General features: G+C 66.5%; 16 protein-coding genes. 9 read left to right on the top strand and 7 right to left on the bottom strand.

The window, feature by feature from the left end:
* Window positions 1–15: 15 nt before the first annotated feature.
* From nuoN to FHS02_RS27790, 7 genes are read left to right on the top strand one after another with little or no spacing between them, the layout of a single operon-like run.
* Window positions 16–1,506 carry an NADH-quinone oxidoreductase subunit NuoN gene (gene nuoN / locus FHS02_RS27820; RefSeq protein WP_137313934.1) on the top strand — a complete coding sequence of 497 codons (1,491 nt, stop codon included), beginning with the start codon at window positions 16–18 and terminating at the stop codon, window positions 1,504–1,506.
* A gap of 3 nt (window positions 1,507–1,509) precedes the next feature.
* The gene (locus tag FHS02_RS27815; RefSeq protein WP_137313933.1) at window positions 1,510–1,839 is read left to right on the top strand and encodes a DUF2818 family protein; all 330 of its coding nucleotides are present in this window, start codon (window positions 1,510–1,512) and stop codon (window positions 1,837–1,839) included.
* Window positions 1,840–1,897: 58 nt separating this feature from the next.
* Complete coding sequence (locus FHS02_RS27810) at window positions 1,898–2,461, top strand: NUDIX domain-containing protein (RefSeq protein WP_137313932.1); 564 nt, start codon at window positions 1,898–1,900, stop codon at window positions 2,459–2,461.
* A gap of 2 nt (window positions 2,462–2,463) precedes the next feature.
* Window positions 2,464–3,195: a hypothetical protein gene (locus FHS02_RS27805; protein ID WP_137313931.1), complete on the top strand. Its 732-nt coding sequence runs from the start codon at window positions 2,464–2,466 to the stop codon at window positions 3,193–3,195.
* Between the two features lie 13 nt (window positions 3,196–3,208).
* Window positions 3,209–3,898: a 2-C-methyl-D-erythritol 4-phosphate cytidylyltransferase gene (gene ispD, locus FHS02_RS27800; RefSeq protein ID WP_137313930.1), complete on the top strand. Its 690-nt coding sequence runs from the start codon at window positions 3,209–3,211 to the stop codon at window positions 3,896–3,898.
* Entirely contained in the window at window positions 3,895–4,389 is a 495-nt protein-coding gene (gene ispF / locus FHS02_RS27795; protein WP_137313929.1) for a 2-C-methyl-D-erythritol 2,4-cyclodiphosphate synthase, read from the top strand. Before ispD ends, ispF begins: the two co-directional genes overlap by 4 nt.
* A 14-nt stretch (window positions 4,390–4,403) precedes the next feature.
* Complete coding sequence (locus tag FHS02_RS27790; RefSeq protein ID WP_175424807.1) at window positions 4,404–4,700, top strand: hypothetical protein; 297 nt, start codon at window positions 4,404–4,406, stop codon at window positions 4,698–4,700.
* A gap of 151 nt (window positions 4,701–4,851) precedes the next feature.
* Here the strand turns inward: FHS02_RS27790 and FHS02_RS27785 are convergent, their stop codons facing one another.
* On the bottom strand, window positions 4,852–6,087 hold the full coding sequence (locus FHS02_RS27785; RefSeq protein WP_229422653.1) for an MFS transporter: 1,236 nt from the start codon (window positions 6,085–6,087) through the stop codon (window positions 4,852–4,854).
* An 80-nt stretch (window positions 6,088–6,167) separates the two neighbouring features.
* Here FHS02_RS27785 and FHS02_RS27780 point away from each other — a divergent pair, with 80 nt between their 5' ends.
* Together FHS02_RS27780 and FHS02_RS27775 are read left to right on the top strand one after the other, a co-directional pair.
* Window positions 6,168–6,821 (top strand): TetR/AcrR family transcriptional regulator, encoded by a 654-nt coding sequence (locus FHS02_RS27780; protein ID WP_229430145.1) that lies wholly within the window; start codon window positions 6,168–6,170, stop codon window positions 6,819–6,821.
* Complete coding sequence (locus FHS02_RS27775) at window positions 6,818–7,243, top strand: VOC family protein (protein WP_137313928.1); 426 nt, start codon at window positions 6,818–6,820, stop codon at window positions 7,241–7,243. The genes FHS02_RS27780 and FHS02_RS27775 overlap by 4 nt, the downstream gene beginning before the upstream one ends.
* 63 nt (window positions 7,244–7,306) lie before the next feature.
* Here FHS02_RS27775 and FHS02_RS27770 read toward each other — a convergent pair whose 3' ends face one another.
* The 6 genes from FHS02_RS27770 to FHS02_RS27745 all read right to left on the bottom strand — a co-directional run bounded on the left by FHS02_RS27770 (window position 7,307) and on the right by FHS02_RS27745 (window position 14,210).
* A complete protein-coding gene (locus FHS02_RS27770) occupies window positions 7,307–9,484 on the bottom strand; it encodes an ATP-binding protein (RefSeq protein WP_137313927.1) in 2,178 nt (725 codons plus the stop codon).
* The gene (locus FHS02_RS27765; RefSeq protein WP_137313926.1) at window positions 9,481–10,101 is read right to left on the bottom strand and encodes a biliverdin-producing heme oxygenase; all 621 of its coding nucleotides are present in this window, start codon (window positions 10,099–10,101) and stop codon (window positions 9,481–9,483) included. Before FHS02_RS27765 ends, FHS02_RS27770 begins: the two co-directional genes overlap by 4 nt.
* Window positions 10,102–10,117: 16 nt before the next feature.
* Window positions 10,118–11,107 carry an FHA domain-containing protein gene (locus tag FHS02_RS27760; RefSeq protein WP_137313925.1) on the bottom strand — a complete coding sequence of 330 codons (990 nt, stop codon included), beginning with the start codon at window positions 11,105–11,107 and terminating at the stop codon, window positions 10,118–10,120.
* On the bottom strand, window positions 11,104–12,525 hold the full coding sequence (locus FHS02_RS27755; RefSeq protein ID WP_137313924.1) for a S1 family peptidase: 1,422 nt from the start codon (window positions 12,523–12,525) through the stop codon (window positions 11,104–11,106). Before FHS02_RS27755 ends, FHS02_RS27760 begins: the two co-directional genes overlap by 4 nt.
* Window positions 12,526–12,661: 136 nt before the next feature.
* Window positions 12,662–13,318 (bottom strand): GTP cyclohydrolase II, encoded by a 657-nt coding sequence (gene ribA, locus FHS02_RS27750; protein ID WP_137313923.1) that lies wholly within the window; start codon window positions 13,316–13,318, stop codon window positions 12,662–12,664.
* Between the two features lie 190 nt (window positions 13,319–13,508).
* Complete coding sequence (locus tag FHS02_RS27745) at window positions 13,509–14,210, bottom strand: pirin family protein (RefSeq protein WP_137313922.1); 702 nt, start codon at window positions 14,208–14,210, stop codon at window positions 13,509–13,511.
* Window positions 14,211–14,327 lie beyond the last annotated feature (117 nt).

Genomic DNA, 14,327 nt, shown 5'->3' with positions numbered 1-14,327 from the left:
TAGGACCCTAGTTACATGAATCCGAACGATACCAATCTCGCACCGATCTACGCGGAGATCTTCCTGCTGATCGCCACCTCGGCGATCCTGCTGATCGACGTGTACCTGCCTGCCGCGAAACGGAACATCACGTACATGCTGTCGCTGCTGGCCCTGGCCGGCGCGGCGGTGATCACGTACGGCGATTTCGCCACCGGCGCCACGACCTATGCATTCAACAACATGGTCGTGTCCGATCCGATGGGCAACCTGCTGAAGCTGTTCACCTACCTGGCGGTGGGTGTCACGCTGGTGTATGCACGCCAGTACACGACCGACCGCGGCATGCTGGGCGGCGCCCTTGGCGGCGAGTTCTACGGCCTTGCGCTGTTCTCCACGCTGGGCCAGATGGTGATGATCTCGGCCAACAGCTTCCTGTCCATCTACCTGGGCCTGGAACTGATGTCGCTGTCGCTGTACGCGCTGGTCGCCCTGCGCCGTGACAACACCAACGCCACCGAAGCCTCGATGAAGTACTTCGTGCTGGGCGCGCTGGCTTCCGGCTTCCTGCTGTACGGCATGTCGATGCTGTACGGTGCCACCGGCACGCTGGACCTGACCACGATGTCGGCCAAGATCGCCGCCGGCACCATCAACGACACGATCCTCGTGTTCGGCCTGGTGTTCGTCGTCGCCGGCCTGGCGTTCAAGCTGGGCGCCGTGCCGTTCCACATGTGGGTGCCGGACGTGTACCAGGGCTCGCCGACCGCCGTCACGCTGCTGCTGGGCGGCGCGCCGAAGCTGGCCACGTTCGCCATCGTCGTGCGCCTGCTGGTGGAAGGCCTGATCCCGCTGGCGTTCGACTGGCAGCAGATGCTGCTGATCCTGGCCGTGATGTCGCTGGTCATCGGCAACCTGACCGCGATCGCGCAAACCAACCTGAAGCGCATGCTGGCTTACTCGACGATCGCACAGATGGGCTTCGTGCTGCTGGGCATGATGGCCGGTGTCGTCGGCACCGACCAGTCCAACGGTACGGCTGCCTACAGCGCGGCGATGTACTACTCGATCACCTACGTGCTGACCACGCTGGCCACTTTCGGCCTGATCATGGTGCTGGCCCGTGCCGGACACGAGGCCGAAGAGCTGGTCGACTTCAAGGGCCTGGGCAAGCGCTCCGGCTGGTACGCGCTGCTGATGACCGTGCTGCTGTTCTCGCTGGCCGGCGTGCCGCCGATGATGGGCTTCATGGCCAAGCTGACCGTGCTGCAATCCGTGCTGAAGACCGGCCACCTGTGGCTGACCGTGTTCGCCGTGATGGCGTCGCTGGTGGGTGCGTTCTACTACCTGCGCGTCGTGAAGGTGATGTGGTTCGACGAGCCGGCCGACACGGCACCGATCCGGGTTGCCGGCGACAAGAACGTCGTGCTGGCCATCAATGGCCTGATGGTCGTGGTGCTGGGCGTGGTCCCCGGCCCGCTGCTCAACGCGTGCATGCACGCAATGAGCAAGACGCTGGCGTCCTGATCCATGGATATCGGCGCCGCGGCCTGGTTGGTCATCCTGCTGGCACTGGTGCTGGCCAACCTGCCGTTCTTCAATGAGCGCTTCCTCGCCCTGGTTCCATTCGCCTTTTCTTCGGCGGACGGGGCCGGGCGGCCCCCCGCCAAACCCTTCCTCGTGCGGCTGCTCGAACTGACGGTGCTGTACTTCGTCGTCGGCGGCATCGGCCGCGCGCTGGAAGGGCGCATCGGTACCGTTTTCCCGCAGACGTGGGAGTTCTACGCGATTACAGCCTGCATGTTCCTCGTCCTCGCTTTTCCCGGCTTCGTGGTCCGCTACCTGAGGAAGCGCCACTGAGGCATCGCCGGATGCGCGGCGCTGCTACACTGTGGCCTTTACGATCACGGGAGTTTGCATGAGCAACGACGCTCACCTGGAAGAAGTGAAGGTCGACGGCGGCATCGCCTACGACGGCGGTTTCCTCAAGATCCACAAAGACCATGTCCGGCTGCCCAACGGGGCCGTGACGAGCCGCGAATACATCCGCCATCCCGGCGCAGTGGTCGTGCTGCCGGTGCTGGACGATGGCCGCATCCTGCTGGAACGCCAGTTCCGCTATCCGAATTCCCAGGTCTTCATCGAGTTCCCGGCCGGCAAGATCGACGAGGGCGAAGACCCGTTCGACAGCGCGAAGCGCGAGCTGGAAGAAGAGACGGGCTACACCGCCACCGACTGGCAGTTCGTGGCCACCATCCACAACGCCATCGCCTATTCGGACGAGCACCTGGACCTGTACCTGGCGCGCGGCCTGACGAAAGGCGAAGCGAAGCTGGACGAGGGCGAATTCCTCGAATGCTTCACCGCCACGCTGGACGAGCTGCTCGAGTGGGTGCGCACCGGCCGCATCACGGACGTGAAGACGATCATCGGCACGTTCTGGCTCGACAAGCTGCACCGCGGGGACTGGAAGCTGGGCTGACCATGCCGCGCATTTCGCTGGTGCCGTCGCTGCCGTTCTTCCTGTTGCTGGTCCTGTTCTTCCTGCTGTTCGCGGCGCAGGCCGCGCAGGCCGCGCCGGCGCGCACCGCTTTCCAGGTGCGCTGCGAGGACACGATCAAGAAGACCGTCTCCGTGTTCTCGGCAAAGCAGAATGGCTACACGATCAACACGCAGCTGTCGTATAAGATGCTGACCGCCATGAAGGGCGTGGCGCGCCGCAATGAATTCGTGCTGGGCCTGACGCGCACCGAATCGGTGGTGCAGGTTGGCGCCGAGGGCGCGATGCTGCAGGATCCGGCCAGCGGCTACGAATGCATCGCGCCGCAGCTGAAGGTGCAACTGACGTACGCACCGGTGAAGATCTACGTGGGCAGCGAGTTCCCGGCGGGTTCGTGCGGCTACAGGGAAATCCTGGCGCACGAGATGCGCCATATGCAGGCCTACATGGACCACCTGCCCAAAGTGGAGAAGACCGTGGCCGCCGCACTGGCGAAACGTTTCGGCGGCAAGCCGTTCTATGCGCCGCGCGGCACGGCGCGCACGGCGCTGTCGTTCGAGATCGATTCCGGCTGGCTGCCGTACATCAAGGCCGAGATGGCCAAGGTGGAGGCGGTGCAGGCGGCGATCGATGCACCGGCCGAATATGCCCGGCTGTCGAAGGCCTGCGGTGGCGAGATCCAGAAGATCCTCGTCAAGACGCGCGCCGGGCGCTGAACCTGAACAAGACATGAATTATTTTGCATTGATCCCCGCCGCCGGCGTGGGTGCGCGGATGGCGGCAGGCTATCCGAAACAATACCTGCCGCTGCTGGGCAAGCCGATGCTGCGGCATACGGTCGAGGCGTTCCTGCGTTCGCCACTGGTTGCGCACACGTACGTCGTCGTCAGCGCGGACGATGGCTATGCCGACGACGTATTGCCGGCCGACCTGGATGGCGTGACGGTGCTGCGCTGCGGCGGCGCCACGCGGATGGAATCGATCCGCAACGGGCTGCGGCTGCTGGCATCGCGCATCGGCGCGGAAGACCGCGTGCTGGTGCACGACGCGGCGCGGCCCGGTCTGACGCCGGAACTGATCGAAAAGCTGGTCGCCGAAGCGGGCGCGGAGCCGGCCGGCGGCCTGCTCGCGCTGCCGGTCGTCGACACGGTGAAAAGCAAGCGCGGCGGCACCGTCACCACCACGCCGCGCGACGGACTATGGCTGGCCCAGACGCCGCAGATGTTTCCCAGCGCGCTGCTGCGACGTGCGCTCGAGGAAGCGCCCGATCCGGATGCGATCACCGACGACGCCAGCGCCGTCGAACTGCTCGGCCTGTCGCCGCGGCTGGTCGAGGGCCATCCGCGCAACCTGAAGGTGACGCTGCCGGCCGACATCCGTATCGCCGAAATGTATTTATCGATGGAATCCACGCAATGAAAAAACTCCCGTTCCGCATCGGCCAGGGCTATGACAGCCATCGTCTCGTCGAAGGCCGCAAACTGATACTCGGCGGCGTCGACATTCCCCACGTCAAAGGGCTCGACGGCCACTCCGATGCCGATGCGCTGCTGCACGCCGTCACCGACGCAATCCTCGGCGCCGCCGCGCTGGGCGACATCGGCAAGCACTTCCCGGACACCGCCATCGAATTCAAGGGCGCCGATTCGCGCGTGCTGCTGCGCGCCGCCGCGGACAGGGTGAAAGCGACGGGCTACGACATCGGCAACGTCGACGCGACGATCATCGCCCAGCGGCCGAAGATGGCGCCGCACATCGCCACGATGGTTGCCAACATCGCTGCCGACCTGGGCGTCGAGCCGGACCAGGTCAACGTCAAGGCGAAGACCAACGAAAAGATGGGCTACCTGGGCCGCGAGGAGGGCATCAACGCCGAAGCGGTCGCGCTGCTGGTGCTGCGCCCGGAATGACGGGGCCGCGCTGAATGTCACGCGACCTGTCCGCCTACCGCGAGGTGGCCGTGGAAACGTTCGACGACCGGGGCACCGTGCGCGTGCGGCCGATGGTCGGCCAGGCCTACCATCCGCTGCTGCGCGTGCAATGCTCGCGCGCGTTCGTCACCGATTACCCGGTAGGCACGCGCTTCCTGGTCCATGCGAAGCTAACCGACCGGCTCGGCGGCGCGCCATTCCTGTATGTCTACCATGGCGATGCCGTGGTCGTGCTGACCCCGGCGCAGGCCAGAAAATTCCTCGCCGAATTCAGGCGCGGCCGCATCTGACACCCGAAAACCGGTGGCAGGCTCTAAAACCGGTGACAGACACCCGTTTTTTTGCAACGGATGTTCCAGAATAACTAGTGTCTGTCACCGGTTTTTTTGCAACGAATATTCCAGAATAACTGGTGTCTGTCACCGGTTTTGGGGCGGGCCCTCAGTGGACGGCATGCAGCGTGGTACGGTTGCGTTCGCGGCCGAAGTGCCAGCCGACCGCGGCGGTGGCCAGTGCGAATGCGCCGCCGACCAGCATCGCGCTCGGCACGCCCAGGTGGTCGACGGCCAGGCCGCCGACGCCCGCGCCCGAGGCCAGCGCCACCTGCGCGGTAGCGACGAACAGTGCGCCACCCGTTTCCATGCCGTCCGGCGCGGCGCGGAACATCCAGTTCTGCAGGGAGATCGGCATCGCGCCGAAACCCAGTCCCCATACCATGACCAGGACCGTCGCGGCAATCGCATTCTGGCCGAACAGCGGCAAGGCCACCGTTGCCAGGCCGACGACCAGTCCCGTGCCGATCAGTGCGCCGCGGGCACTGCGCTCCGCGGCCCAGCCGCCGACGATGTTGCCGAGGAATCCGGCAGCGCCATAGGCGAGCAGCAGGACGCTGACCGTGCGCACGCTCATCGCCGATACCTGCACGAGGAAGGGCGTGATGTAGGTGTAGGCGGCGAACTGGCCGACGAACATCAGCACCGTGGCCGCCAGGCCGACCCGGGCCTTGGCATTCTTCAGCAGCAGCGGCAGGTCGCGCGCCTTCGTGGCCCTGGTGGGCGGCAGCGGCGGCAGCAGGAAGACCTGGATCGCCAGCACCAGCACGCCGATGCCGGCGGCGATGCCGAACGCGGTGCGCCAGCCGAACAGTTCGCCGATCAGCGCGCCGGCCGGGACACCGGCCACGGTGCCGATCGAGACCCCGCCGAAGATCAGCGCGGTGGCGCGGGTGGTGTAGCGCAGCGGCACCAGCCGCGGTCCGATGGCGACGCCGATCGACCAGAAGCCGCCCACACCGATACCCAGCAGGGAACGGCCCAGCAGGATGGGCCAGAACGACGTGGCGAACGTTACCAGCAGGTTCGAGATCACCATCACGCCCATCAGCCCCCACAGCACATGGCGCCGGTCGGCCCGCCCCACACCGACGGTCACCGCCAGGGCGGAAATGGCGGCGACGATGCCGGGAACGGTCACGAGCAGTCCGGCCAGGCCTTCGGTGACATGCAGATCCGCAGCCATCTGCGGCAGCAGGCCGACCGGCAGGAACTCGGCGGTGACCAGCGCGAAGGCGCCGATGCCCACCGACAGGACGGCCAGCCAGGCAGCGAGGCCGGGCGGCCCGTCGTCCGGTGCGGCGGGAAGGGGATCGGGAGTGGACGTGGCGGGAGCATGCATCATGAATTCCTTGAGTTTTTAACCGTCCGGTTATAATCTATCGGGGCAGCACCACACGTCAAGGAATTTTTTAACCGATCGGTATGAAAGAAATGACGCACAAGACGATGGACCCGCCGGACCGGCCGAGCCGCCCCCGCACGGGGCGCCCGCGCACGTTCGACGAGGACGACGCGCTGGACCGCGCGATGGAAGTGTTCTGGGAAAAAGGCTACGAAGGCAGTTCCTTGCCGGAACTGACCGCGGCGATGGGCATGAACCGGCCCAGCCTGTACGCGGTATTCGGCAACAAGGAGGCGCTGTTCCGCCGCGCGGTCGAGCGTTACCAGAGCACGCGGCTGGACTTCTGCGATGCGGCGCTGGAGGCGGCCACCTCGCGCGAAGTGGTGGAGCGGCTGCTGCGCGGCTCGGCCGATGTGCAAACCTGCCCCGACAGCCCGCATGGGTGCCTCGGCACCAGCGGTGCGCTGGCCTGCGGCGACGAGGCGCGCCCGCTGCGCGACGAGCTGGTGGCACTGCGCAGCGCACGCGAGCAGCGCCTGCGCCAGCGTCTCGAACGCGCGGTTGCCGAGGGCGACCTGCCGGCCCATGCCGACGCGGCGCAGCTGGCCAGCTTCGTCGCCACGATCGTGCAGGGCATGGCGGTGCAGGCCGCCGGCGGCGCGACCAGGGACGAGCTGTACCGCACCATCGATTTCGTCATGGCGGCATGGCCGGGCAAACAGGAGAACCGATGATATGCATCCGTGAACTCGACCACATCGTGTTGCGCGTGATCGACCTGGACAGGATGATCCGCTTCTACGGCGACGTGCTGGGCTGCCCAATCGAGCGGCGGCAGGACGAGCTCGGCCTCGTGCAGCTGCGCGCCGGCAGCGCGCTGGTCGACCTGGTGCCCGTGCACGGCAAGCTCGGCCGGATGGGCGGCGCGCCGCCGGGGAAAGAGGGCCGCAATGTCGACCATTTCTGTTTCCGCGTCGAGCCGTTCGACGAAGCCGCGATCCGCGCGCACCTGGACCGGTTCGGCGTGCCCAGCGAACCGGCCGAACCGCGCTATGGCGCCGAAGGGGAGGGCCCGTCGATCTACATCACGGACCCGGAGGGCAACACGGTGGAGCTGAAGGGCGGTCCCTATCCACCAGCGGAGAAAGCCCAATAAAAATGTTGCTCAAAAAATGGGGCGGTACGGCGCTCCGGCGGACCCCATTTTCAAGCAACATTCTCAGGCGGCGCGCAGCGGGAAGGCAACGCGGAACACCACGTGCGGCGCTTCATAGCGGTAGGTGACGCTGCCCCCATGCCCCTTGACGACGTTCTCGGCGATATACAGCCCGAGGCCCATGCCGGTGCGGTTGGCGCGGTTCTGCAGCGCCATGCGCTTGAACGGGTTGAACAGCTGCGCTTCCAGTTCGGCAGGGATCGGCGCGCCGTCGTTGCGCACTTCCAGCACCGCCTGGCCGTCTTCCTCGCGTAGCGACACGAGGATCGGCAGGCCATTGGCGCCGTGGTGGCGTGCATTGCTGAGCAGGTTGCTGATCACCTGCGCCATCCGGTCCGGGTCGGCGCAGCCGAGCACATCGGGGGCAAGCTCGGCGTGATACACGGTGCCGGGATGCGCCATGCGGATTTCATCGAGCAGGTCTTCCACCATCTTCGACAGGTCGACCTCGGTCTTGCGCATCGCCAGTCCCAGGCCGCTGTCGAGCCGGCTCATGTCCAGTACCTGGCTGATCAGTCGCTGCATCCGGCCGGACGAGCGCTCGATGCGCTGCCCCAGTTGCTGCGGCTGGGCGCCATGCTGCAATACCGAGGCCGCCATCGAGATCGACTGCAGCGGATCGCGCAGGTCGTGGCCCAGCATCGCCAGCAACTGCATGCGCGCCTTTTCCGTCTCGGCATGGCGCGCCATGCTGGCACGGTGCATTTCTCCCAGCAGCTGGTCGGCCACCATCAGGCGCCCCGGTTCCCACGGCACCGCCTTGTCGTGCACCGATTCCACCCATTCGTCGAACGAGCCGCGCGGTGTCAGGCGGTGGCCCAGCGGGCCGGTCCTTTCCAGCTTGTCTGGCTTGCCCGCCCAGCGCACCGTTTCGATCTGCTCCCTGCGCAGCGCCAGCAGCCAGCCGGCCGTCGCCGGGTCGAAATGCAGCGCCAGCATGCCGACCCAGGGGCCGATGCATTCGCGCAACGATTCCGGCCACTGCTCGCGACTGAAGCGGTGCAGCATCTCGTCGCCGTCCGGCGGCAGCGAGGCGACGATGGCCGCGGCCAGTTCCTCGTCCACGCCGTGCGCCGTCAACTTGCCCTGCTGCGCGAAGACCAGCGCATCGGCCGCCAGGTTGGTCGCCAGTTCGTCGGCATGGTGCTCCAGGGCGGCCAGCACGTCGTCCTCGTGCAGCAGCGTTTCGATCAGGCGCGTGCGCGCCACCGCGGCCTGTTCGGCCAGCGCCGCCCGCTCGCGCGAGTCGATGCTTTGCACGGAAGCGGCCAGCACCTGCGCCATCACGTCGCACGCCATCCGCACCGAGTACGGCACGCGCAGCGGCGCCATGTGGTGGCACGCGATCAGGCCCCACAGCCGGCCATTGATCACGATCGACACGCTCATCGACGCGCCCACGCCCATGTTCTGCAGGTACTCCACGTGGATCGGCGATACGCTGCGCAGCACGCTATGGCTCATGTCGAGCGGCGGGTCGCCGGCCACGCCCAGCACCGGCACCGGCGTGTAGCCGACGTCGGCGATCAGGCGCAGCGTGTTGATGGTGTACAGGCGGCGCGCCTGCGCCGGAATGTCGCCGGCCGGGTAGCGCATGCCGAGGAACGGCGCCAGTGCCTCGGCGCGCGCCTCGGCAACCACGTCGCCACTGTCGTCGTGGCGGAAGCGGTAGGCCATCACGCGGTCGAAGCCTGTGATTTCGCGGACCTGCTCGACGGCATGCCGCAACAGCGCCTCGGTCGAGCGCTGGCGGCGCAACCGCTCGATCGCCGCATGGGCCTTCAGCGCAAAGGCAGCCAGCGCGTCGGCGGCCACCTGGCGCAATTCGAATTCGGCGATCGCATGGGTGCCGTTGCCGTGCACGACGCAATCGAAAGTATGGCCGTTGCCGCGCGTTTCGATGCCGCTCGGCGAATCGGCGCCTTCCTCCAGGCAGGCGCGCAACTGCTCCACCACGACCGCCTCCAGCGCCATCTGGCCATACGGCATGCCGATGGCGGGCGTGAAGCCGAGCAGTTCGGCAGCGTTGGCGCTCCATGCGCGCAGCGTGCCGTCGGCCGCGAAAGCCAGCAGTGCGCCATGCGGTTGCACCAGGCCTGGGATGTGGATCGGTTCATCCGCGCAGTTGTCCAGGCCGACCGGAGGGACCGGCACCACCTGGGTGCCCGGCTTTCCGTTCATGCGGCGGCCTGTGACGGCACGGTAGAAGCGGCCTCTGCAGCGCGCCGCAGGGCGATCAGGCTGTCGAACGCGTCGCACGCGCCCCGGCAGGCCTCGGCGATGGCGGCTTCGTCGTGTACCTGCGCGCGCAGCGTGCGGATGAAGTGCTGCCAGCGCGGGCCGGGCGGCGTGCCGGGGTGCAGGTAGCGCAGCGGGTGCGGCGCCAGCCGTTCCGCCAGCCGGCGATACAGTACCGCGCCGCCCAGCCGCGAGCCTTCGATCACGTATGACACGCCCCAGCGATAGGCGGCACTGTCGCGGCCATGCCAGGCCGGCGCGGCAGGTGCTGTGGCGGATAAGGGGCCGCTGCGTTCCAGCGACGGATGGGCCAGGTCGGCCTCGATCAGCGGCAGGTGCGGCATCGGCGCCAGCAATGCGGCGCACTGCGGGCCATCCGTGAAACGCTGTTGCCAGGCCTCGATCGGCAGCAGCCAGCGATGCAGCAGCGCGAGGTGGTCACGGTAGTCGTCCAGCGTCGCCGCCGGCCGGGCAAGCGGCATCCCGCCGTCCAGTTCGGCATGGCGGGCAGCGGTGGCATCGCGCAAGGCGGCGAGGATGTCGTAACGTTCTGCGGTCATCCCGGTATTGTATCGTTCAGTCAATAGTATCGCCGTCCGATTCGCCGTCGTCGCCCGGTACGTCATGCTTGCGCTCGGCATCGGCCTCGAGCCGCAGCCGCCCGGCGGCGCCCATGAAATCGTCGACGCTGTGGTCCGGGCTCTGGCGCACGGCCGGCGGCAGCAATACCGACATGTACAGTTCGTCGGACAGGCGCCCGGTGCCCTGCAGGTTGCTCATGATGACCAGCCCGGAGCCCAGCCCCAGCAGGATGCCGCAGGCGACCTGCAGGCGCCTGGCCGGCATGTGCGGGCGCACGGTGCGCACATGGAAGTACACCATGCAGCAGACGATCAGGATCGTCACGTGGTTGCCGTACCGTGTAAACGCCTCGGCGGACCAGGCAAACGCCAGGACCGCGGACAGCACCTTCCACGCGCCGATGGACACCAGGCCGGCGCCCAGGATGAACAGGTGCCGCCCCAGTCGGGCGTGGCTGCCGAACAGGCGGTTCACCAGCGCCCACACGCCGCTCCACACCAGCCCGGCGCCCAGGCCGGTGGCGATCGTCAGCAGGTAGCGGATCGCCTGGAAGCCTTCGGTATCGGTCAGCGCTTCGTCCACGCCGAGGAACAGCGCGATCAGTGCCAGCCCGGCCATTGCCGGTGCGCCGCCTTCCCAGGCATGCATCGTGGTATCGGTCAGTTCCGGCTCCACCGGGAACGCGGCGTTGCGCACGCGCAGCCGCGTATGCCCGAGCCGCACGGTGGTCGTGCCGTCCAGCGCCACTTCGTCCTGGCGCCGGCCGTGCAGCACGATGCCGTTCCGGCTGCCCAGGTCGCGCAGCACGAGGGCGCCGTCACGGTCCTGCTCGAGCACCGCATGGCGCGGCGCGGTATGGGCATCGTCGAGCACGAAATCGTTGTCGTAGCCGCGGCCCAGCGTGACGGGCAGCGACTCGAAGCGCTGCCTCGACAGCACGTCGCCGTTGCGGGCCAGGATCTCGATGAAATACGGTGCCGTCATTTGGCACCCGTGCGCGCCAGCGCTTCGAGGAAGGCGCGTGCCGTGCGCATGCCGTTGTCATAGGACACGCCACGCGCGTCCAGCCGGCTTTGCAGGTTCATCATGCCGTCGTCGGTACTGGCCGTCAGCAGCGAGAAATCGTACAGGCCGGCGAACTTGCGGTAGGCGCGCACGCACAGCACGGCGCGCATCGGCAGCGAGCCGTTGGTGACGAACTGCTCGGTGCATTGCGGTCCGGTCAGGCGGCTGTCCTTGTAGCTGCCGAACGACTCGTTCTTGAACGAGCTCGACGACAGCTGGGCGAAGCGGATCGCATCGAGCCCGGTACTGCGCAGGTATTGATGGCGGATGCCGATCGCCCCGGTCTGCAGCGAACCGGAGACGAATACCGACGACTCCATCGTGCAGCTGGTGGTGTCGACGGTGAACGGTTTCTCGGTGCGCGACGTGACCTGCGCGCTGGAGTTGCCCCAGCAGCGCATCTGCTCCGTCTCGCGCACCGGCACCTCGTAGGGGCCCATGGTTTTCTTCGTCAGCGGCCCGGCCAGCAGCTGGTCGACCATCGCCTTCTGGTGCGCCAGCAGCTGCTGGGTGACGACGGCCGTGAAATCCTTCGGTGCGACGGTTTTTTCGCCGACCTGCTTGAGCAGGCGCTGGGCATAGCGGATCGGTACGAGGAAGCTGACCAGCTCGCCGTCCAGCCGCTTGGCCACGTTGACCCCGGCCACCTCGCCATCCGCCGTCACGCTGGGACCGCCGCTCATGCCGGAATTGATCGGGCCGGTGAACATCAGCTGGTCGTAGAAGCTGCGCGAGATCACGCCGTTGTACGCGCCTTCCGAGATGGCGAAGCCCAGGTCCAGCGGATTGCCGAGCGAATACAGGTACTGGCCCTGGGTCAGCCGCACCGTATCTTCCGGCACCTTGAAGAAACCGGTGCCGTAGCGGTTGACGCGCACCACCGCCAGGTCGTGCAGCACGTCCACGGCCAGCAATTCGATATTGCCGCGCTGGCCGGAGGTATCGACCCATTCCCCGGTATAGGTGTCCGGATCGAGCGCGAATTGCGACACGACGTGGTAGTTGGTCAGCACCAGGTTCGACGTGCCGACCAGGAAGCCGGAGCCGACCGAGGATTGCGTGCGGCCGCTTTTCAGCAGCGAACGCACCTGCAGCAGGTCGGCCTTGGCCGCCGCATACAGTTTCTGCGCGGCGGAAGAGGGCGTGGGCAGCGGTTTGGAGTCAGCCTGCGCGCCTGGCGCCGGCATGCGCCGGGGAGCGGGCGCGGCGCCGGGCGGGTTCTGCGCGCCGGGCAGTGCCGGCGGTACCGATGGCGGAACGGGGGCGGCCGCTGCGGCGGCACCCCAGGACACGGTGATGGCGAATTGAACGCTTGCGGCAAGCCGGGTAGGTTTCATGCAGTTCCTGAACTACTTTTCGACAACGAAGAGTGTACCTCAGGAACCCACGACCGGGACCGGCGCCAGCCCGGCCGTTACGCTTGGTTACGTTTTACTGACGAATCAATATACGTGGCGTATCGGCCGGACGATTTTACTGTTCGCCGTCGCTGGTAGCGGTGGCGACGACCGGCGACATCATGTGGCCCAGTTTCAGCGCCTTGGTATTCAGGTAATGCTGGTTGAACACGTTGCGGTTGACCAGCAGCGGCACGCGCTCGGCAACCGGCATGCCCAGCTTTTCCATCGCGGCGATCTTGCGGGGGTTGTTCGTCATCAGTCGCAGCGTCTGCACGCCGAACTGGTGCAGCATCGGTGCCACCAGTTCATAACTGCGCTGGTCCGGCTTGAAGCCGAGCTGCTCGTTGGCCTGCACCGTATCGGCGCCCGCTTCCTGCAGCCGGTACGCGCGCATCTTGTTCAGCAGGCCGATGCCGCGGCCTTCCTGGCGCAGGTACAGCAGCACGCCGCGGCCCTCGGCCGCGATGCGCTGCAGCGCGCCTTCGAGCTGGGCGCCGCAATCGCAGCGCTGGGAAAACAGCACGTCGCCGGTCAGGCACTCGCTGTGCACGCGCGCCAGCACCGGCTTGCCATCGCCGATATCGCCCAGCACCATCGCCAGGTGTTCCTTGCCGGTCGAATGCTCGATGAACGCGTGCAGCGTGAATTCCGCCCAGGGCGTGGGCAGCGCGCACGAGGTGACGTATTCGAGATCGGCGGGATCGACAGGGATTTCAGCAACGGGCAACATGGCTAAGCTCTTTTCATTCGGGTACGCATAAGCCCTTCATCATAGCAAAGATTGCGCTTCCGGCAGTAGCGGCCAACGGCCGGGCAGGTGTTTCCATGCCCGAGCTCGCGTCCCCATGCCTGAGCTCGTGTCACCGTGCCTGGCAGGGCGAGCACTGCTCGCCCAACACGAGCACGGCCATGGTGATCGATCAGTACGGCAAGTCGAACACCAGTACCTCGGCGGCCTCGGCGTGGTCCAGCTTCACCTGCGTCTCGCGGGTGATCTTGACCGCGTCGCCGGTTTTCAGCGCGGTGCCGTTGACGCTCACCGTGCCGCGGATCACGTGCACATAGCTGGTGCGCTCGTCGTCCAGCGCATGCGTGACGCTGTCGCCCTCGTTCAGGATGGTTGCATAGATGCGCGCATCCTGGTGGATCAGTACCGAGCCGTCCTGGCGGTCCGGCGAAGCGATCAGGCGCAGCTTGCCGTGCTTGCTCTCAGGGGAGAAATGCTTTTCCTCGTATCCGGGGGCGATGCCGGTTTCCGACGGCTGGATCCAGATCTGCAGGAAGTGCACGCGCTCGGTCTTCGAGTGGTTGAACTCGCTGTGCCGCACGCCGGTGCCAGCCGTCATGCGCTGCACGTCGCCATAGCGCAGCACGCTGCCGTTGCCCATGCTGTCCTGGTGTTCCAGCGCCCCTTCCAGCACGTAGGAAATGATTTCCATGTCGCGGTGGCCGTGCGTGCCGAAGCCCTGGCCGGGCATCACCTTGTCTTCGTTGATCACCAGCAGCGGGCCAAAGCCCATGTGGCGCGGATCGTGGTAATGACCGAACGAGAAGGTATGGCGCGAATCGAGCCAGCCGTGGTTGGCGACACCGCGTTCTTCACTGCGACGGACTTCTTGCATGATATGCTCCTTGAATGTTGTTTGCGATCGTTTCGAACACATCGTCTGGTGTGTTCTCTGCTCGGATGAAAAGAGTATAGGCCTGTGCAAACGATTAAAAAAACGGAAAATTTACCC

The sequence above is a fragment of the Pseudoduganella umbonata genome, assembly GCF_014192225.1.
GTDB classification, from domain to species: Bacteria; Pseudomonadota; Gammaproteobacteria; order Burkholderiales; family Burkholderiaceae_D; genus Rugamonas; species Rugamonas umbonata.
The sequence above is the reverse complement of the archived record's forward strand: the minus strand, read 5'-3'. Positions and strand labels throughout refer to the sequence as shown.